The organism is Novosphingobium sp. ERN07, from assembly GCF_012641335.1.
In the GTDB taxonomy this organism is placed as follows: Bacteria; Pseudomonadota; Alphaproteobacteria; order Sphingomonadales; family Sphingomonadaceae; genus Novosphingobium.
Map to the genome: position 1 here is coordinate 1 of NZ_JABAID010000015.1, position 18,642 is coordinate 18,642.

An 18,642-nucleotide genomic window follows, 5' to 3' on the forward strand; every position below is an offset into this window, starting at 1 on the left:
GAAAACAGGCTGCGTGGGTGCATCAAACCTCTCCGTCCAATGCCCCGAATGAATCACAGCAAAGACCTCAACGCGAGGAGTTTTTGCGGGTGTCCAGCTGCTGCGATCCATAAGAGATCGTCTTCTTTGGATTTCCCCGTTCTGCCACTGAAAGGCAGTAAATTCTAAGTCCAATTGCTCTTGTCATGCCTAAGCCCGCCAAAATCATTTATAGGTCAGTGACATATAGCTGTGTCATTGTCCATCGCCGGTCACCTCGATTTGGCCCAAGCCAATCTCGAAACGTACGTCGTACTGGGTTCCAGCTTGCGGCAAGAACTCAATCGGCCTGTCGAACATTGTAGCGACCGTTTCGCTGGAGCGCGAGGGTGGCAGCCGTTGCATTTTTGCTTTTCTTGTTTGGGTTGTGCGTGGTGCGCGCGGTCCGACCCCTCCATCACCTTCGGTGGTCCCGCTCCCCGTTCCGGGGAGGAGCTTTTGTAACAGGCCCTCCCCCGGCCCCTCCCGCTTGAGGGAGGGGAGGCTAAAGAGAAAGGGCGGCCCTTTCGAGCCGCCCTTTCGTTTTTCCTTACGCCGCTTCCTTCTTCCGCGAGGCCTTCTTGCGCTCGTTCGGATCGAGGATCGCCTTGCGGATGCGGATCGACTTGGGCGTCACTTCGACCATTTCATCGTCGTCGATATAGGCGATGGCCTGTTCGAGCGTCATGATCTTGGGCGGGGTGAGGCGGATGGCGTCGTCCTTGCCGGTCGAACGGAAGTTCGTGAGCTGCTTGGACTTCATCGGGTTGACTTCGAGATCTTCGGGCTTGGCGTTTTCTCCGATGATCATGCCTTCGTACAGCGGGGTGCCCACGCCGACGAACAGGATGCCGCGTTCTTCCAATGGGCCGAGGGCATAGGCGACGGCTTCACCGTTGCCGTTGGAGATCAGCACGCCGTTCTTGCGGCCTTCGATCTTGCCCTTGTGCGGACCGTACTTTTCAAACAGGCGGTTCATGATGCCGGTGCCGCGCGTGTCCGACAGGAATTCGCCGTGGTAGCCGATGAGGCCGCGCGACGGGGCCGAGAAGGTGATGCGGGTCTTGCCGCCGCCCGAGGGGCGCATGTCGGTCAACTCGGCCTTACGGATGGCCATCTTGTCAACCACGGTGCCCGAATGCTCGTCGTCCACGTCGATCATCACGGTTTCGTAGGGTTCGAGCAGATTGCCGTCCTCGTCCTTCTGGAACAGCACGCGGGGGCGGCTGATGCCGAGTTCGAAGCCTTCGCGGCGCATCGTTTCGATCAGCACACCAAGCTGAAGTTCACCGCGACCGGCGACTTCGAAGCTGTCCTTGTCAGCCGACTCCGTGATGCGGATGGCGACGTTCGATTCCGCCTCACGCTCAAGCCGGTCACGGATCATGCGGCTGGTGACCTTGGAACCTTCACGGCCGGCCATCGGGCTGTCGTTCACCGCAAAGCGCATCGACAGGGTCGGCGGATCGATCGGCTGGGCCTTGATCGGCACGGTCACTTCCGGTGCGGCGATGGTGTTCGACACGGTGGCGACGGTGAGGCCTGCCAGCGAGATGATATCCCCTGCCTTGGCTTCCTCGACCGGCACGCGATCGAGGCCACGGAAGGTCATGATCTTGGAGGCGCGACCGGTTTCGATGACCTTGCCTTCCATGTCGAGCGCGCGGATTGGATCGTTGACGCGGATCGTGCCCGACTGGACGCGACCGGTGAGGACGCGGCCCAGGAAGTTGTCACGATCCAGCAGCGTGGCGAGGAAGGTGAAGGGCGCGTCTTCATCGAGGTTCGGCGGCGGCACGTGATCGACGATGAGCTGGAACATCGGCTCCAGCGTGCCTTCGCGGCGATCGGGATCGGTGCTGGCATAGCCGTTGCGGCCCGAAGCGTAGAGCACGGGGAATTCAAGCTGTTCGTCGTTCGCATCGAGCGTGACGAAAAGGTCGAACACTTCGTCGAGCACTTCCTGAATGCGTTCGTCAGGACGATCAACCTTGTTGACGACGACGATGGGCTTGAGGCCCAGTGCCAGCGCTTTGCCGGTGACGAACTTGGTCTGCGGCATCGCGCCTTCAGAGCTGTCAACCAGCAGGATCACGCCGTCGACCATGCTGAGGATGCGCTCAACCTCGCCACCGAAGTCGGCGTGGCCGGGGGTGTCGACGATGTTGATGCGGATGCCGTTCCATTCGATCGAGGTCGGCTTGGCGAGAATGGTGATCCCGCGTTCTTTTTCGAGATCGTTGGAATCCATCGCGCGCTCTTCAACGCGCTGATTGTCACGGAAGGTGCCGGACTGGCGGAAGAGCTGGTCAACCAGCGTGGTCTTGCCGTGGTCGACGTGGGCGATGATCGCGATGTTGCGCTGCTGGGCGGACATGAAAACGGGCTTTCGGTTTGGAATCGGGTGGGAGATCGGGACAAGCACAGGCCCGCTCCGGTATCGGCGCGCGCATAGAGGAGATTGTGCGTTGCGGCAAGCACGCTGAGTCAGAAGGGTGCGTTGCGGCAAGCACGCTAAGTCAGAAGGGCGCAACCGGTTGCGAGTGTGACCGGATTGCAACAGTGCATGGAAATGCATGATGAAGGCACAGTATCGGGGCGGACCACGATTGTTAGCGCGGATGCAGGTGTTTATCACTGTGCATGGGAAACAAGGATGACCTGCGGCTGCCCACGGGCGGCCTCTAACACGGCATAAACAGCCGGAATGATTTAAGGAATTTTGCAGCGATGACATTCGAACTTGGCCGCCGCAGTGGCCGCACCGCGCTTCTCGCTGGGGCTTGCGGGCTGGCACTCGCTTTCTCGGCAAGCGCGCAGGCGCAGGACGCCGAAGCAGGCGAAATGGCCCAGCCGGCAACCGACATGCCCGAAGCGGTGGCGAGCGGGAACGAGATCATCGTTACGGCTACCAAGCGCGCGCAGACGCTGCAGGACGTGCCGGTGGCGGTGTCGGTGACGACGGCCAAGACGCTGGAGCAGGCGCAGATTCGCGATCTGAAGGATCTGGTCAGCGTGGTGCCGTCGCTCCGCGTGACGCAGTTGCAATCGAGCGCGAACACCAATTTCATCATTCGCGGCTTCGGCAACGGGGCGAACAATGCTGGGATCGAGCCTTCGGTCGGCGTGTTTGTCGATGGCGTTTACCGCTCGCGCTCTGCCGCGCAAATCGGTGATTTCCCCGACGTTCAGCGCATCGAAGTGCTGCGCGGGCCGCAGTCCACGCTGTTCGGCAAGAACGCCAGCGTGGGCGTGATCTCGATCGTGACCGATGCGCCGAAGTTCGATTTCGGCGGCAATGTCGAAGCGAGCTATGGCAATTACGATGCGCTGGTGCTGAAAGGCGTGGTCACCGGCCCGGTGAGCGAGCAACTGGCGGTGAGCCTTGCGGGCGGGTTGAACAAGCGTGACGGCTATAACGAAGACCTTGGCACCGGCAACGCCACGAACGAGCGCGACCGTTGGTTTGTGCGCGGGCAGGCGCTGTGGGAGCCGAATTCGCAGATGCGGGTGCGCCTGATCGGCGATTATTCGAAGATCGACGAACTGTGCTGCGGTGTGGTCAACCTGCGGCCTTCGGATGCCACGCTGGCGATCCGTGCGCTGGGCGGGCAGGTGAACGGGCCGAACGAGGTCTATGCCGACCGCACCTATTCGAACATCGATTCCACCAACGATATCAAGAACTGGGGTTTTTCGGGGCAGGTCGATTATGATCTCGGCCCGCTGACCTTTACCTCGATCAGCGCCTATCGCCGCACGGACGCGGCGACCAATCAGGATTCGGACTTTTCCAGCGCCGACCTGATCGGGTTCAACGCACAGGATCAGGCGATCAAGACGTTCACGCAGGAACTGCGCGTCGCCACCAACATGGATGGCCCGCTGAACTTCCTGCTGGGCGGTTATTACTTCAACGAGAACATTCGCCAGACCAACCAGATCGGATGGGGCACGCAGGCGCGCGGTTATGCGGATTTCATTATCCGTGGCCTCACGCAGAACACGCAGTCGCTCCCCAGCCTGGAAGCGACGATCAGCGGCTTGACCGGCACCAACTATAGTGGACAGTTCTTCGCTGCTGGGCAGAAGCTGGACGAACGCTATCGCCTGAAGAACGAGGCTTATTCGTTCTTCGGCCAGGCGGATTTCAAGCTCGGTGACAAGATCACCGTTACCGGTGGTGTGAACTATACCAAGGATACCAAGAACTTCGCTGCAGCGGCGGATTCGAGCGACGTTTTCGCCAATCTCGATCTGGTGCAGATCGGCGGCACGGCGCTGAGCCGCACGTTCATCTCGACCGCACTTGGCACGACCAATCCGGCCACGATTGCGGCATTCGCACAGGCCAATCCAGCCCAGTTCGCCGCCTTGCAGACGCAAGCGGCAGGCTTTGCCGCGCTCAACGCCAACCTTTCGACCAGTGCGGCGGCGGCTGATGCCAACCCGCTGACGGTAGGTAACCCGTTGCTGGCATTGCAGCGGTTGCAGTTCCTGCCGCCGTTCCTTGCCGTGCCCAATGCGGTGGAGCCGGGGCGGACCAGCGACGACAAGTTCACCTATATCGTCCGCGTAGCTTATGACCTGACCGACGACATCAACGTCTATGCCAGCTACGCGACCGGGTTCAAGGCAAGCTCGATCAACCTTTCGCGCGATAGCCGCCCATTCCCGGCAGACCGCGCAGCACTGATCGCCAATCGCCTGACGGTGGTGAACCAGACCTACGGCAGCCGCTTTGCCGGGCCGGAAAGCTCCACCGTCTATGAAATCGGGCTGAAGGCAGATTGGGGCCTTGTGACCGCAAACCTTGCGGCGTTCGATCAGCGTATCAATGGCTTCCAGTCGAACACCTTCACGGGATCGGGCTTTGTGCTGGCCAATGCTGGCAAGCAATCGGTGCGCGGGCTGGAGTTTGAAGGCACGGTCAAGCCTGCAAAAGGCCTGCAGCTCAATGTCGGGATGACCTACCTCGATCCGAAGTATGACAGCTTCGTGCTTTCGGCGGTCGGCGATCTTTCCAAAACGCGCCCGGCGGGCATTCCTGCCATCTCGTCGACCTTCGGCGCATCCTATGACCACGAGTTCAACAGCGGCCACCACCTGATCCTGCGCGGCGATTTCCATTATGAATCGCCGGTGCAGATCGCGGAGGGGCTGCCTGGCTTCCTCGACGGCGGAACGCAGGTGGCGATTGCCGCAGCACGGCCCTATCGCCGCGAAGTCAACGAGTTGAACGCCTCGCTCAGCTGGGTCATGCCGATGGGGCTGGAACTGACCGTGTGGGGCCGTAACCTGACGGATGCGCGCTATCTGCTGTCAATCTTCGATACGCCTGCGCAGCCGGGTTCGATCTCTGGCTACACCAGCCAGCCCCGCACTTATGGCGTGGCCGCGCGCTACCGGTTCTGACCTGGGATAAGGTTGGGGAGACGGGAAGGGGGCCGCGAGGCTCCCTTCTTGGTTTCAGCGTACCACGTCTGCCAAGGGGCGCGCATGAAGCGCCGGGAAGGCTGCTTCAAGGGACTTTGTATCGGGCAGGATATAGACGTAGCCGCCCTTCTTGCCGAACATGGGGGCGATCTTGCCGTTGTAGATCGCCTTGGGCACGTTGATGCAGCCGAAAGTCACGCGGTTGTCGTCTATTGCGGGCGACAACATGCGCTTCGTGCGGTTTTCCTTGTTACCCGCCGGAATGGTGTGGATGGCGACGGAAGTGGCGTAATCCACCCATAGCACCTTAGTGTTTCCGGCGGCTTTGCCGAATTTCGCGAGAAAGCGGCCTGCGGGCGTTGTCTTCTCAGCCGGGCCGATTTCGGAAAGGCTTTTGGAGCCGACGCCCGGCGTTGCCTCGTCGCCTTCGGCAATACCGATCAGCACCGGGCCGCTGGCAACTGGCTTTCCGCCAGCATCATAGACAAGGATCATCGCGGCACGCTTGTCGATCACGATATAGGGCAGGGCTTGATTATCGCCGCTGTCGGCAACCCAATCGGTCACACGCTGGGCGGCAATGCTGAGCGGCGGAAGTTCGAAAGGCTTGGCGGGGGCGGCCTGCTTGCGTGAGACGCTTTTCTTTTTCGCTGAGGCTGATTGGGTGGGAGCGGCAAAGGCAGTTTCAGCAACGGGCGGTGAAAACAACAAGGCCAGCCCGGTTAATACGCCCAATACTTTCGCCATGTGTCTTTTAGCTCAATCTTTTTGAGGAACCGGACGGGCAACAGCGGCCCTGCGGAATTGGCCATGCTGCTGCCCGCCCGGCGGGGGAAACTACGTCAGTATGCTAGTGTGCCTCAGTTGCGAGCGCGCTTTTGCGGCTGCTGCTGCATCTGCATCATGCGCTGGTCCATGCTGTCCACACGACCGGTAAGCTGGTCGATACGCTGGGTGTTGGTCTGCGACTGGGCATTGGCAGCCTGAGCCTCGCCGCGTGCTGCCTGTGCAACGCCGTCAGTTGCCTGCAAGCGGCCTTCCACCCCGTCGATGCGCTGGTTTACCGTAGCGATCTGTTCGTTGACATAGCCCTTGGTGGCGCAGCCACCCAGCCCAAGCGAACCGGCCATGATGGCAACCGCAGGGATGATCTTGAGAGACGGCATCATATATATTGCTCCTTGTTTGGTTTTTTGGCGAACCGCGGCGGCAACGCGCGGTTGCGAAAAAAGGGCATGGCTGAATCGCCGGAGCGTGCGGGGATGTGGCTGAATTGATTGGTGGCCGGGGCAGGACATTGCCCCGCAAGACAGGGCGTTGCGCAGCAGCGACGCAAGGAGTAGGCGCAAGCCAAACGAAAAGGGCGCGCCTTGCGGCACGCCCTTCAGGCCTTCTGCAATGTTCCCGCGCTTACTTCGGCGCGAGGACCATCAGCATCTGGCGACCTTCCATGCGGGGGAAGGCTTCGACCTTGGCGATTTCCGCCACGTCGTCCTGCACCTTGCGCAGCAGGTTCATGCCGAGCTGCTGGTGCGAAAGTTCGCGGCCACGGAAACGCAGGGTGATCTTGACCTTGTCACCTTCACCGATGAACTTCGTGACGTTACGCATCTTCGTGTCGTAATCGTGGTCATCGATGTTCGGACGCATCTTGATCTCCTTGATCTCCTGCGTCTTCTGGCTCTTGCGGGCAAGATTTGCCTTCTTCTGCGCCTCGTACCGGAACTTGCCGACATCGAGGAACTTGCAGACCGGCGGGTCAGCGTTGGGTGAAACCTCAACGAGATCCAGGCCGACTTCGGCAGCCTGTTCGATTGCTTCGCGGGTGTACATCACACCCAGGTTCTCACCATCACCGTCGATCACGCGCACCTTGGGCACGTTGATCATATGGTTGAAGCGAGGCCCGCTCTTGACGGGGGGCGCCATCATGCGCCGCGGTGGGGGAGCTATAGTGCTTTCTCCTGCAGTTTGCCCAAATATACGATTGGCGCGCTCATATCACAATGTGCGGCCTTTGAAAGGCCCGGTTTGCATGAAGTTCCCGGCAATCACCGATTGGTGTTCGCGTGTTGCACGGAATCCCGGATGAGGCCGCATTTCAGAGCTTGGTCAGACGGGCTGACGCCAAAGCGCGAAGCGCGCCAGCTTTGCACCTGCCGGGACGATAGCATCGATGGCGCGGGCAGGCTGCAATGCGGCAAGGATAGCCGGATCGCCAGCATCCATACCCCCGGTTAACGCGCCAAAAGCTGGGAGAATCAGGCGGTTCTCGCTCGCCACAGCGCAAGGACGGGCGATGCTGCGGCCCCGGATCGATACGCGCAGCTTGGGGTGAAAGTGGCCGGAAACTTCCGCCTCTGCGCTGCCCTTGCGGGCGATGTGGCGCAGCTTTATGCCGCGCACATCAAGTTCATCGACCAGCGTCCCGCCCGGTGCTGCAGCGTCTTCATCGTGGTTGCCGGTGATCCAAACCCAGTCTGTTGTGCGCGTCAGGGCATCGAGCATTCCGGCTGCGTGCGGCTCCATCCGGGCTACGGCTGCGGCATCATGAAACGAATCACCAAGGCAGAACACCCGGCGCGCCCCAGTGTGGCGCAAGGCATCCGCCAGCCGCTCCAGTGTGGCGCGGCTGTCATAAGGCGGGAGCATCTGGCCGTGCCGGGCAAAGAAGCTGGCCTTCTCAAGGTGCAGGTCCGCCACCAGCAGCGCGTTTTCTTCAGCCCAGAACACTGCGCGTGACGGACCGAGCCGGAACTCCTGTGATGCGAACGAAAAGGGAACCATACTTCCCCTTGCCGTATACGGATTGTCTTGGCAAGGGCCGGGCATGAGCAACTGGACCGATCACACCGCCCGCGCCCGCACATGGTTCGAAACCTTGCGTGACCGGATCTGCGCCGAATTCGAAGCTATAGAGCGTGAGGCGGGGTCTGATGCGTCATTCACGTACACGCCGTGGAACCGCGAGCACGAAGGCGAAGCCGTGGCGAATGGCGGTGGCGGCGTTCAGGGCCTGATGAAAGGCAAAGTGTTCGAAAAGGTCGGCGTGAACGTTTCGACCGTGCACGGCGAATTTTCGAAAGAGTTTGCCGGCACGATCAATGGGGCCAGCGCCGATGCACCGGGCTTTACCGCCACCGGTATCAGCCTTGTGGCGCACATGGCCAACCCGCATGTGCCCGCCGTCCACATGAACACCCGCTTCCTGACCACCAGCAAGGCATGGTTCGGGGGCGGCGGCGATCTTAACCCGCCGATCCCTTATGACGAGGATACGGTGGAGTTCCACGCGACCTACAAGGCCGCTTGTGATCGACACGATGCGGAATACTACCCCAAGTTCAAGAAGTGGGCGGACGACTACTTCTGGATCCCCCACCGCAAGGTTCATCGCGGCGTGGGCGGCATTTTCTATGATCACCTGGAATGCGCAGATGATGCGGCGTTTGACGCCAACTTTGCCTTCACCCGCGATGTGGGCGAGGCGTTTCTGGCAGTGTTCCCCACGCTCGTTCGCCGCCGCATGGGCATGGCGTTCAACGATGCCGAGAAGCTGCGCCAACTCGAATATCGCGGGCGCTATGCCGAATTCAATCTGGTGTGGGACCGGGGCACGCTGTTCGGCCTCAAGACCGGTGGCAACATCGACGCCATCCTGATGAGCCTGCCACCGCAAGCCGTGTGGATCTGACGCTTCCCAATTGATCAAGCAAATCTATTGCAATTGCGAGGCTTTCCCTCTTGCGGGAAAGGGCTGCTTGCCGCCATCTAGGGCATAGATGCTGCGCCAGTACGAACTTGTCGAACGTGTTCTCGCCTATGATCCGCAAGCGGACGAGGCGATGCTCAACCGTGCCTATGTCTATACCGTGCAGAAGCACGGCACGCAGAAGCGCGCCAGCGGTGACCCTTACTTCTCCCACCCGGTAGAAGTGGCGGGTTTGATGACCGAGCTGAAGCTCGATCAGGACACGATCATCACTGCGCTGCTCCACGATACCGTTGAGGATACGCTGGCCACGGTGGACGAGATCGAGCGCCTGTTCGGCCCCGATGTGGCGCGGCTGGTCGATGGCGTGACCAAGCTTTCCAAGATCGAGACGATGAGCGAGAGCGAGCGCGCGGCGGAGAACCTGCGCAAGTTCCTGCTGGCGATGAGCGAGGACTTGCGCGTCCTGCTGGTCAAGCTGGCGGACCGCATGCACAACATGCGCACGCTCCACTATATCAAGAGCGAGGAAAAGCGCCGCCGCATTGCGCGCGAGACGATGGATATATACGCCCCGCTGGCAGAGCGGGTGGGCATGTACGAATACATGCGCGAGATGCAGTTGCTGGCGTTCGAGCAGCTCGAACCCGAAGCCTACGCCACGATCACGGGCCGCTTGTCCGCGATCCGCAGCGAGGAAGGCGCGCAGGTCGATGCCATCGCGCTCCAGATCAAGCAGTCGCTGGCCGAGGCGGGGCTGCGGGTAGAGGTTTCTGGCCGCGAAAAGCACCCCTATTCGATCTGGCGCAAGATGGCCGAACGCCACGTCTCGTTCGAGCAGATCACCGATATCATGGCCTTCCGCGTGCTGACCGAGAACGAGGACGATTGCTACAAGGCGCTGGGCATCCTGCACCGCCAGTGGCAGATGATTCCGGGGCGCTTCAAGGACTATATCTCCACGCCCAAGATGAACGGCTACCGATCGCTCCACACCGCGCTGATCTATTCCAACGCGATGCGCGTGGAAGTGCAGATCAAGACGCGCGAGATGCACGAGCTGAACGAGTTCGGCCTCGCCGCGCACTGGGCTTACAAGCAGAGCGACAAGCCCGATGGGCAGGTGGGCTGGCTGCGCGACCTGATCGAAATCCTCGAATCCAGCCACGACGCCGAGGAGCTGCTCGAAAACACCAAGATGGCGATCTATCAGGATCGCATCTTTGCCTTCACGCCCAAGGGCGCGCTGTTCCAGTTGCCCAAGGGCGCGACGCCCATCGACTTTGCCTTTGCCGTCCACACCAATCTGGGCGCGCAGGCGGTGGGGGCCAAGATCAACGGCCGCCACGTGCCGCTGCGCACGGCGCTGGGCAATGGCGATGTGGTGGAGATCATCAAGAGCCGCACGTCCGAACCGCAACTGTCATGGCTCGGTTTCGTCGTCACCGGAAAGGCCCGCGCTGCCATCCGCCGCTTCGTGCGCCAGAAGGAGCGCGCCGAAGTCGCCGCCATCGGGCGCAAGCTCTATGACGAGATCGTGGAGCGCCTGCCCACAAAGGTCGGCAAGAAGGCCGTGGCCGATGCGCTCAAGCGCCTGAAACTCGCCACCGAAGAAGACCTGATGTTCGCCATCGGCGCGGCCAAGATCGATGACCGGCAGGTGATGGAAGCGCTCGTCCCGGGCAGCGCGGCGAATATCCCGGAAGAGAACTGGCCCAGCCAGAAGCGCGCCATCGCGGTGCGCGGCCTCACGCCCGGCATGGCGTTCAAGCTGGCCGACTGCTGCCATCCGGTGCCGGGCGACCGCATCGTCGGCCTGCGCCGCCCCGGCAAGGGCGTGGAAGTCCACGCGATTGACTGCATGACGCTGGCCGATGGCGTCGACGCCGACTGGATCGACCTGTCATGGGACGCCCGCACCGACGGCGCAATTGGCCGCCTCCGCGCCGAACTCTACAACCGCCCCGGTACATTGGCCGAAATGGCCGGCATCTTCGCCAAGAACCACGCCAACGTGGTCAATCTGGAAATGACCCAGCGCGAGAACCCGTTCCATACTTATGAGGTAGATTTGGAGGTGCGCGATCTGGCGCATTTGACGCGCATTGTCAGTGCTTTGCGCGCGAGTGAGGCGGTGGCGCAGGCGGAGCGGATTTGAGGGGGGGAGGGTGATTGGGGATTTAGTAAACTGTCACCGCAATTTTCACCGTAATTTTGGGAATTGGTGTATTTAGTAAAGTTTCACCGTAATTCTAGGGATTAGGTATAATATGCCCAAAATTAGCATGAGCATTCGACTAATCTGGACTACGGCAATACTTGCGGCTTGTTCGGCAAACAACTCAGTTTCAACGGTTAGCCCCGAAGCCTATACCAACCTAAGTACTTGCTGGGAGCGGGAAGGTAGATTTCAGTCATTTGTCGTTTTGCATGAGCAGAACAGCAAGTACTATCCCTACTTCATTTCTCCGTGGTGCGACGTCCATGCCGAAGGCTATCCGAAGGGCTTGGGTTTCGTCCCCTATATCACGGCGCTCAAGTTTTCGGGTGATGGAGGAGCATTAAGGAGCGCTGCGCTTTTTGCCAATGATTTAGAAGCCACAACTCCGTCCCATTCCCCTCTCCCGATCGTTACGGATTCGGTGTACCTTTACGTCGGATCAGTTGAACGGCTGACGAACGATGGGTTTTTCTTCTATCGCATATCCGATCCAAAGAATTTTCAAAAGACCGGTCTGACGCTCTTAGATTTGATCGAGCAAAGCCCTGTGGCGAGGTTGCAGATGTTCAAGGATCGCGCGAAATAAGGGCAGCCTCGTGGGTGAACAAGCCCACTTAAATAAAAAATCGGGATAGTAGAAGAATTTCGGGAGCAGGCTACTTGACCCATATTTCTTCTTTCGTTGTCGAATGGGAATTACGGGGAGGCGATACAGATTAACCATCTGAATCGTTTTGCCCCACCTCCACCGACTGCGCATTCAACTCCGCCCCACCAAAAATCGTCAGAAACGCCACATCGGCCGCATCGCGTCCCACGCCGATCACCACGGTCTGCGCCGGGTCGGCCATGCCGGTGGCGTCCACCAGACGCCAGCCGCCTTGCAGCCACACTTCGGCCAGCGCGTGGAAATCGGGCGGGGTCACGCCCGGCGCATAGGCGCTGACCATGCGGGCCGGGATGCCGAGGCCGCGCACCAGGGCGATCAGCAGGTGGGCATAGTCGCGGCACACACCTTCGCGCGAATGGAAGGTGTCGAGCGCGGTGGTGCCGCCGTGGCTGGAGCCCGGCACATAGGTCAGGTGCCCGGCAATCCATTCGGTCACCGCCGAAACCGCCATGCCGCCGTCAAGCCCACCGAACTGGTCGATTACCGCCGCGTGCAGCGTATCGACCGGGCAATAGCGTGAGGGCAGCAGGTATTCGACATACTCCGGGGGCAGCGAGGGCAGGGGATCGGCAGCCAGCGCCGCCAGTATCGCTGCCTCGCGCGTCACGCGCACCTTCGCGTCATAGGCAACAGCGAACCTGTCGCGCGGCTCCAACCAGATGCGCTCTCCCACGCCGCCATGCCCGGCGATGGCACGCATCGCGTCCGGCGGGGTCAGCGCGAGCGTGCTTTCCAGCACCTCCTGCCCGGGCAGTGCCGCCGCGCCGATCTGCATCAGCACAGAGGCCTGTTCGCGCATCGTGTAGTCAAGGCGCACGGCGACGTCGATTTCGTGAGTCATGGTCGCCTCTATCCGCAATCCTGAGGAAAGTTCCGGCGCTTTGCCGCGCCGGTCGCGGTTCAGGTAGCGGTGGCGGCCCTGCGTGCATAGAGCCAGCCCAGAAAGGCGGTGACAACAATGGTCACCACATTCTGCAGGGCAGGGGCACCGTCCTTTGCGATCTGGTGCGTCAACAGCGAAATCGCCTCAAGCACCACGAGCGCGGCGCAGGCCATCACGCCCATACGCGTCAGTCGTGTGCGCAGCAAAGCGGCGATAAAGGCGAGCGTCAGGGCCAGTTCCAGCCAGCCGACGGCCCGGCCCAGTGCTTCGGGAAGGTGCGCGGTCCACGCCTTGTGCATGACAAGTTCGGCATGGGAGGAGAACGCCTTGTGCCAACCGACGAAGCCATGAAACAGCGCCAGCGGTAGCGTAAGCACCACGATCAGCCCCTGACGCACCAGTGCGAACTTGCCGTTTTCAGACATTGCCATCCCCCCCTATATTTTTAGAATACGTTTTCTAATATTATTGCAGGGTAAATGCAACGGCGGGCAGGGTGAGCGGGCCGGGAGGGGCCTTCGCGCGATGGTTTTGACCTTGGCGACGAATTGGGATATGATCCATCCGTAATGGAGCAGGACCGCGCCGGGCATGGCGTGCTGTCCGCGATCTTCGTTTGCGCAGCGGTTGACGTTACTATCGAAACCGCCTAATCGCGCCTTTCACTCTCAGTCGGGCATGTTTTGCGAAGTCAGGGTTAAGCACCTGAAACTTTGCGGAAATCCCGGCATTCGTGAGTGTTTTTCGCGATGAGATAGGGCGTGCGGCGTGATTCGCATCGTCCTGTGGAGCAAACGGAGAAGCAAGTGGCTCGTATTGCCGGGGTCAATATCCCCACCAACAAGCGCGTTATCATCGCGCTGACCTACATTCACGGTATCGGCTCGTTCAAGGCCAAGCAGATCGCTGACAAGCTGGGTATCGATCATACTCGCCGCGTGCAGGATCTCTCGGACGCTGAAGTGCTCCAGATCCGCGAAGCGATCGATGCTGATCACACTGTGGAAGGCGATCTTCGCCGCGAAGTGGCGATGAACATCAAGCGTCTGATGGACCTCGCGTGCTATCGTGGTCTGCGTCACCGCAAGGGCCTGCCGGTCCGCGGCCAGCGCACGCACACCAACGCCCGCACCCGCAAGGGCAAGGCCAAGCCGATCGCCGGCAAGAAGAAGTAAGACCTTTTCAGGTCCTTCTTCCGTCCCAGTTTCTCGAGGATAGAAAACAATGGCACGCGAACCTCAGCGCATTAAGCGCCGCGAGCGCAAGAACATCACCAGCGGTGTTGCGCACGTAAACGCCAGCTTCAACAACACCATGATCACCATCACCGATGCTCAGGGCAACGCCATTTCGTGGTCGTCGGCCGGCATGATGGGCTTCAAGGGCAGCCGCAAGTCGACCCCGTATGCCGCACAGGTTGCTGCAGACGATGCCGGCAAGAAGGCCGCCGAACACGGTGTCCGCACCCTCGAAGTCGAGGTCAAGGGCCCCGGTTCGGGTCGTGAAAGCGCGCTGCGCGCGCTTCAGGCGGTTGGCTTCACCATCACGGCGATCCGTGACGTGACCCCGATCCCGCACAACGGCGTTCGCCCGTCGAAGCGCCGTCGCGTCTGATCCTGCATAAGGCAGCAGGGGCGCAGGTACCGGCGCCCCTGCTGCCCAATACTTCGACCGGAGCCGGGAATTAAGCATCCCGGCAACCGGCAAAAGCCCGCACAAACCCCAGGGGAATTCCATGACTGTCAACATCAAGAACTGGCAGGAACTGAAGAAGCCCAACAATCTCGAGATCAAGCCGGGCAACGATGCCAAGCGCCGCGCGACTTTCGTTGCGGAGCCGCTGGAACGTGGTTTTGGTCTCACTCTCGGCAACGCGCTGCGCCGCGTGCTGCTCTCCTCGCTTCAGGGCGCGGCGGTCACCTCGATCAAGATCGAGAACGTTCTCCACGAATTCTCGTCGCTTGCCGGCGTGCGTGAAGATGTGACCGACATCGTGCTCAACGTGAAGCAGATTGCCCTCAAGATGCAGGGCGAAGGCCCGAAGCGTCTGCAGCTTTCGGCCACTGGTCCGGGCGAGGTCAAGGCTGGCGACATTGCTGTCACCGGCGACATGGAGGTCCTGAACAAGGATCTCGTGATCTGCAACCTCGACGAAGGCGCGACCTTCAACATGGAACTGACTGTCGATACCGGCAAGGGCTATGTCCCCGCCGTGTCGAACCGTCCGGTGGATGCTCCGATCGGTCTTATCCCGGTCGATTCCCTCTACTCGCCGGTGCGTCAGGTCTCGTACAAGGTCGACAATGCCCGCATCGGTCAGGAGCTTGACTACGACAAGCTCAACCTGACGGTCGAAACCGACGGCACGATCACCCCGGAAGACGCCGTGGCCTATGCCGCGCGCATCCTTCAGGACCAGCTTGCGCTGTTCGTCCACTTCGACGACCAGATGCCGGTTGGTCACGTTCCTTCGGTTGCAGGTGGCGTTGCTACCCATGCGCCCGAAGAAAGCGATGCGAACCAGCTCAACCGCTACCTTCTCAAGAAGGTGGACGAGCTGGAACTCTCGGTCCGTTCGGCCAACTGCCTCAAGAACGACAACATCATCTACATCGGCGATCTGGTCCAGAAGACCGAAGCCGAGATGCTGCGCACGCCGAACTTCGGCCGCAAGTCGCTCAACGAGATCAAGGAAGTCCTTTCGTCGATGGGCCTGCGCCTCGGCATGGACATCCCCGGCTGGCCGCCGGAAAACATCGAAGAAATGGCCAAGAAGCTCGAACAAGAGCTGCTTGGTTAAGAAATTCGGGGCGTCCTGCGGGACGCCCTGTTTTCAAAGGGTAACTTGGCGGCAACCCAATACAGCCGCCTGGATCGGGGTACCTCGCACGGCCCCCCTACGAACGGAAAGGTAATACCATGCGTCACAAGCTGGGCCAGCGTAAGCTGGGTCGTACATCTGCTCACCGCATTGCGATGCTGCGCAACATGGCAGCCGCGCTGATCAAGCACGAACAGATCACTACCACGCTCCCCAAGGCGCGCGAACTGCGCCCCTATCTCGAAAAGCTGATCACGCTGGGCAAGAAGGGCGGTCTTTCGAACCGTCGTCTCGCGCACGCCCGTCTGCTCGACGAAGTGCAGGAACAGAAGCTGTTCGGCGCTCTGGCAGAGCGTTATGCTGATCGCAACGGCGGCTATACCCGTATCATCAAGGCCGGCTACCGTGGTTCGGACGCTGCGCCGATGGCCGTGATCGAACTGGTCGACCGCGATACCTCGGCCAAGGGTCAGGATTCGGGTCCGGTGATGAACGCGGACGAGGACGAATACGAAGCCGCGTAATTTCGCGCTGCGGTTCGCCGGAAAAGATCAACGGGTGGGGCGTGATGCTCCGCCCGTTTTTCGTTGTTCCTCAGGACCCTGTAAACAGTGTAACCCTGTTCAGCTTCGCTTGCATCTGGCTGAACCATCCCTAGTTTCACCGGCAACTGAAATGAGTCGCACGAAAGCCCCCCATGACCTTGAACCGTCACCTCGTCGCCGCCGTTTCGGCGGTTGCCTTAACGGTGCCTGCAATGGCCGCTGAACCCGCTTTGACCTTCCCGCAGACCGAACGCGGGACCGTGGTGGAGCCTGCGTTTGGGGAGCAGGTGGCCGACCCCTACCGCTGGCTTGAAGCGGATGTGCGGGTCGATCCGAAGGTTGCGGCGTGGGTCGATGGGCAGAGCAAGTTCACCGACGCCTACCTCAAAGCCTTGCCGGAACGCGCGGCTTTCGAAGTGAAGCTCAAGGGCCTGTTCGACTATCCGCGCTGGGGTGTGCCACATGAAGAGGGTGGACGTCTGTTCCATACGTTCAATTCCGGCCTGATGAATCAGGCGCAACTGATCGTGCGTGATAAGGCCTCCCCTGAAGGCCGCGTGCTGCTCGATCCCAATGGGTGGGCCAAGGACGGCGCAACCGCGCTTGATGCGTGGGAGCCTTCGCCCGATGGGGCGACGCTCGCCTATACCGTGCAGGATGGCGGCTCCGACTGGCGCACGATGAAGTTTGTGAGCGCCGCCGATGGCAAGGCGCTGGCAGACGAATTGAAGTGGGTAAAGTTCAGCGGCATCGCGTGGGTCGGCACCGACGGCGTACTCTATTCGCGGTTCGAGGCACCGAAGGAAGGCGAGGCTTTTCAGGCGCTGAACTACAATCAGACCGTGTGGTATCACAAGCTGGGCACGCTGCAGTCCGCCGACCGTCCGGTCTTTGCCACGCCGGATAAGCCCAAGTGGGGCCACAACGCGCAAGTGACGAGCGATGCGCGGTGGCTGGTGGTGACCAGCCACGAAGGCACCGATCCGCTGGCTGCGGTTGCAATCGCGCCCATCAGCAAGGGCGATTGGGCCATCCGCCCGCTGATCGCAGACATGACCGCGCAGTGGGATCTGATCGACGGCGTGGGCGATACGCTGTGGTTCGTTAGCAGCAAGGATGCGCCGCTCAAGAAAGTCGTGAAGGTCGATCTGTCAGGCGCAGAGCCGACCTTCACGACCATCGTGGCGGCGAGCGACGCGAACCTTGAAGGCGCGCGGATCATCGGGGACCGTTTGTTTGTGGAGTATCTGCGCGACGTGAAGTCGGAAGTGCGGACCTTTACGCTCGATGGCAAGCCGCTGGGCACAATGGAACTTCCGGGCATCGGCTCGCTGGCCGGGCTTTCGGGCAAGCCGGGACACGATACCGGTTATTTCGGCTTCACCAGCTTCACTACGCCGGGCACGGTTTACAAGATCAGCGCCAAGACCGCGAAGTCTGCGGTTTGGCAGAAGGTACCGCTCAACTTTGCGCCGAATGACTACAAGGTTGAGCAGGTGTTCTATCCTTCGAAGGACGGAACCAAGATCCCTATGTTCGTGGTGCGCCGCAAGGATGCGACCGGGCCGGTTCCGACGATCCTCTATGGCTATGGCGGGTTCAACATCTCGCTGCCGCCCAGCTATTCCGCCGCGCGCATGGCGTGGCTGGCGAGTGGCGGAGCCTATGCCGTGGCGAACTTGCGCGGGGGTGGGGAATATGGCGATGCCTGGCATGATGCCGGGCGGCGCGCGCGCAAGCAGAACGTGTTTGATGATTTCATTGCGGCAGGCGAATGGCTGATTACCAACGGCAAGACGCCCAAGGACGGCCTTGCGGTCGAAGGCGGATCGAACGGCGGCTTGCTTGTGGGCGCGGTGGTCAACCAGCGGCCAGACCTGTTTGCGGCGGCGCATCCGGCGGTAGGCGTGATGGACATGCTGCGCTTTGATCGCTTCACAGCGGGGCGGTACTGGACGGACGATTACGGCAAACCCGATGTCGAGGCCGATTGGCGCGTGCTGCGCGCCTATTCGCCCTATCACAACGTGAAGGCGGGCACGCCCTATCCGGCAGTGTTAGTGACCACGGCGGACACCGATGATCGCGTGGTGCCGGGGCACAGCTTCAAATATGCCGCCGCGTTGCAGGCGTCAGGCCTTGGGCCGAAGCCTCAACTGATACGGATCGAGACGCGCGCCGGGCACGGATCGGGCAAGCCTGTTTCGAAGCTGATCGAGGAAACGGCGGACGTCTATGCGTTTCTGGCGCACTGGACAGGTCTGAAACCGAAAGACTGACGGGCCTTCTGGGGAGGCGTCAGGCGTCTCCCCTTGAATGTCAAAGTGTGCTAAGTT

At 60.9% G+C, this 18,642-nt stretch carries 16 protein-coding genes; 9 read left to right on the top strand and 7 right to left on the bottom strand.

Going from position 1 to position 18,642, the window contains the following annotated elements; all coding sequences use genetic code 11:
• Positions 1 to 568: 568 nt before the first annotated feature.
• Positions 569 to 2,395, bottom strand: a complete 1,827-nt coding sequence (gene typA, locus HGI47_RS16550; RefSeq protein ID WP_168853887.1) for a translational GTPase TypA — start codon at positions 2,393 to 2,395, stop codon at positions 569 to 571.
• Positions 2,396 to 2,748: 353 nt separating this feature from the next.
• On the opposite strand from typA, the gene HGI47_RS16555 reads away from it, so the two are divergent.
• Positions 2,749 to 5,433, top strand: coding sequence for a TonB-dependent receptor (locus tag HGI47_RS16555; RefSeq protein WP_168853888.1), 2,685 nt, complete (start codon positions 2,749 to 2,751; stop codon positions 5,431 to 5,433).
• A gap of 54 nt (positions 5,434 to 5,487) precedes the next feature.
• Here the strand turns inward: HGI47_RS16555 and HGI47_RS16560 are convergent, their stop codons facing one another.
• The 4 genes from HGI47_RS16560 to pdeM all read right to left on the bottom strand — a co-directional run bounded on the left by HGI47_RS16560 (position 5,488) and on the right by pdeM (position 8,241).
• Positions 5,488 to 6,201 (bottom strand): L,D-transpeptidase family protein, encoded by a 714-nt coding sequence (locus tag HGI47_RS16560; RefSeq protein WP_168853889.1) that lies wholly within the window; start codon positions 6,199 to 6,201, stop codon positions 5,488 to 5,490.
• A gap of 113 nt (positions 6,202 to 6,314) precedes the next feature.
• Complete coding sequence (locus tag HGI47_RS16565; protein ID WP_168853890.1) at positions 6,315 to 6,623, bottom strand: hypothetical protein; 309 nt, start codon at positions 6,621 to 6,623, stop codon at positions 6,315 to 6,317.
• Positions 6,624 to 6,864: 241 nt separating this feature from the next.
• Positions 6,865 to 7,386 (bottom strand): translation initiation factor IF-3, encoded by a 522-nt coding sequence (infC, locus tag HGI47_RS16570; RefSeq protein WP_168853891.1) that lies wholly within the window; start codon positions 7,384 to 7,386, stop codon positions 6,865 to 6,867.
• Positions 7,387 to 7,566: 180 nt separating this feature from the next.
• A complete protein-coding gene (gene pdeM, locus HGI47_RS16575) occupies positions 7,567 to 8,241 on the bottom strand; it encodes a ligase-associated DNA damage response endonuclease PdeM (RefSeq protein ID WP_168853892.1) in 675 nt (224 codons plus the stop codon).
• 43 nt (positions 8,242 to 8,284) lie between these two features.
• Here pdeM and hemF point away from each other — a divergent pair, with 43 nt between their 5' ends.
• The 3 genes from hemF to HGI47_RS16590 all read left to right on the top strand — a co-directional run bounded on the left by hemF (position 8,285) and on the right by HGI47_RS16590 (position 11,973).
• The gene (hemF, locus tag HGI47_RS16580; protein WP_168853893.1) at positions 8,285 to 9,148 is read left to right on the top strand and encodes an oxygen-dependent coproporphyrinogen oxidase; all 864 of its coding nucleotides are present in this window, start codon (positions 8,285 to 8,287) and stop codon (positions 9,146 to 9,148) included.
• Positions 9,149 to 9,236: 88 nt separating this feature from the next.
• Complete coding sequence (locus HGI47_RS16585; protein ID WP_168853894.1) at positions 9,237 to 11,324, top strand: bifunctional (p)ppGpp synthetase/guanosine-3',5'-bis(diphosphate) 3'-pyrophosphohydrolase; 2,088 nt, start codon at positions 9,237 to 9,239, stop codon at positions 11,322 to 11,324.
• 127 nt (positions 11,325 to 11,451) lie between these two features.
• Positions 11,452 to 11,973: a hypothetical protein gene (locus tag HGI47_RS16590; protein WP_168853895.1), complete on the top strand. Its 522-nt coding sequence runs from the start codon at positions 11,452 to 11,454 to the stop codon at positions 11,971 to 11,973.
• 130 nt (positions 11,974 to 12,103) lie between these two features.
• Here the strand turns inward: HGI47_RS16590 and HGI47_RS16595 are convergent, their stop codons facing one another.
• Together HGI47_RS16595 and HGI47_RS16600 are read right to left on the bottom strand one after the other, a co-directional pair.
• On the bottom strand, positions 12,104 to 12,898 hold the full coding sequence (locus tag HGI47_RS16595; RefSeq protein WP_168853896.1) for a transglutaminase family protein: 795 nt from the start codon (positions 12,896 to 12,898) through the stop codon (positions 12,104 to 12,106).
• 59 nt (positions 12,899 to 12,957) lie between these two features.
• Positions 12,958 to 13,365 carry a DoxX family protein gene (locus HGI47_RS16600; protein ID WP_168853897.1) on the bottom strand — a complete coding sequence of 136 codons (408 nt, stop codon included), beginning with the start codon at positions 13,363 to 13,365 and terminating at the stop codon, positions 12,958 to 12,960.
• Between the two features lie 381 nt (positions 13,366 to 13,746).
• On the opposite strand from HGI47_RS16600, the gene rpsM reads away from it, so the two are divergent.
• The 5 genes from rpsM (at position 13,747) to HGI47_RS16625 (ending at position 18,585) form a co-directional block, all read left to right on the top strand.
• Positions 13,747 to 14,115: a 30S ribosomal protein S13 gene (rpsM, locus tag HGI47_RS16605; RefSeq protein WP_168853898.1), complete on the top strand. Its 369-nt coding sequence runs from the start codon at positions 13,747 to 13,749 to the stop codon at positions 14,113 to 14,115.
• Between the two features lie 49 nt (positions 14,116 to 14,164).
• Entirely contained in the window at positions 14,165 to 14,554 is a 390-nt protein-coding gene (rpsK, locus tag HGI47_RS16610; RefSeq protein ID WP_008065643.1) for a 30S ribosomal protein S11, read from the top strand.
• 121 nt (positions 14,555 to 14,675) lie between these two features.
• On the top strand, positions 14,676 to 15,740 hold the full coding sequence (locus HGI47_RS16615; protein ID WP_168853899.1) for a DNA-directed RNA polymerase subunit alpha: 1,065 nt from the start codon (positions 14,676 to 14,678) through the stop codon (positions 15,738 to 15,740).
• A 119-nt stretch (positions 15,741 to 15,859) separates the two neighbouring features.
• On the top strand, positions 15,860 to 16,285 hold the full coding sequence (gene rplQ, locus HGI47_RS16620) for a 50S ribosomal protein L17 (protein WP_168853900.1): 426 nt from the start codon (positions 15,860 to 15,862) through the stop codon (positions 16,283 to 16,285).
• A 233-nt stretch (positions 16,286 to 16,518) separates the two neighbouring features.
• A complete protein-coding gene (locus HGI47_RS16625) occupies positions 16,519 to 18,585 on the top strand; it encodes a prolyl oligopeptidase family protein (RefSeq protein WP_240950247.1) in 2,067 nt (688 codons plus the stop codon).
• Positions 18,586 to 18,642: the final 57 nt, after the last annotated feature.

Bases quoted from the DNA above. Each gene is read 5' to 3' on its own strand.
- HGI47_RS16555 (WP_168853888.1), top strand. From the start codon at position 2,749: ATGACATTCGAACTTGGCCGCCGCAGTGGCCGCACCGCGCTTCTCGCT.
- infC (WP_168853891.1), bottom strand. From the start codon at position 7,386: ATGATGGCGCCCCCCGTCAAGAGCGGGCCTCGCTTCAACCATATGATC.
- rpsK (WP_008065643.1), top strand. From the start codon at position 14,165: ATGGCACGCGAACCTCAGCGCATTAAGCGCCGCGAGCGCAAGAACATC.
- HGI47_RS16595 (WP_168853896.1), bottom strand. From the start codon at position 12,898: ATGACTCACGAAATCGACGTCGCCGTGCGCCTTGACTACACGATGCGC.
- HGI47_RS16565 (WP_168853890.1), bottom strand. From the start codon at position 6,623: ATGATGCCGTCTCTCAAGATCATCCCTGCGGTTGCCATCATGGCCGGT.
- hemF (WP_168853893.1), top strand. From the start codon at position 8,285: ATGAGCAACTGGACCGATCACACCGCCCGCGCCCGCACATGGTTCGAA.
- HGI47_RS16590 (WP_168853895.1), top strand. From the start codon at position 11,452: ATGAGCATTCGACTAATCTGGACTACGGCAATACTTGCGGCTTGTTCG.
- HGI47_RS16600 (WP_168853897.1), bottom strand. From the start codon at position 13,365: ATGTCTGAAAACGGCAAGTTCGCACTGGTGCGTCAGGGGCTGATCGTG.
- HGI47_RS16625 (WP_240950247.1), top strand. From the start codon at position 16,519: ATGGCCGCTGAACCCGCTTTGACCTTCCCGCAGACCGAACGCGGGACC.
- typA (WP_168853887.1), bottom strand. From the start codon at position 2,395: ATGTCCGCCCAGCAGCGCAACATCGCGATCATCGCCCACGTCGACCAC.
- pdeM (WP_168853892.1), bottom strand. From the start codon at position 8,241: ATGGTTCCCTTTTCGTTCGCATCACAGGAGTTCCGGCTCGGTCCGTCA.
- rplQ (WP_168853900.1), top strand. From the start codon at position 15,860: ATGCGTCACAAGCTGGGCCAGCGTAAGCTGGGTCGTACATCTGCTCAC.
- HGI47_RS16560 (WP_168853889.1), bottom strand. From the start codon at position 6,201: ATGGCGAAAGTATTGGGCGTATTAACCGGGCTGGCCTTGTTGTTTTCA.
- HGI47_RS16585 (WP_168853894.1), top strand. From the start codon at position 9,237: ATGCTGCGCCAGTACGAACTTGTCGAACGTGTTCTCGCCTATGATCCG.
- HGI47_RS16615 (WP_168853899.1), top strand. From the start codon at position 14,676: ATGACTGTCAACATCAAGAACTGGCAGGAACTGAAGAAGCCCAACAAT.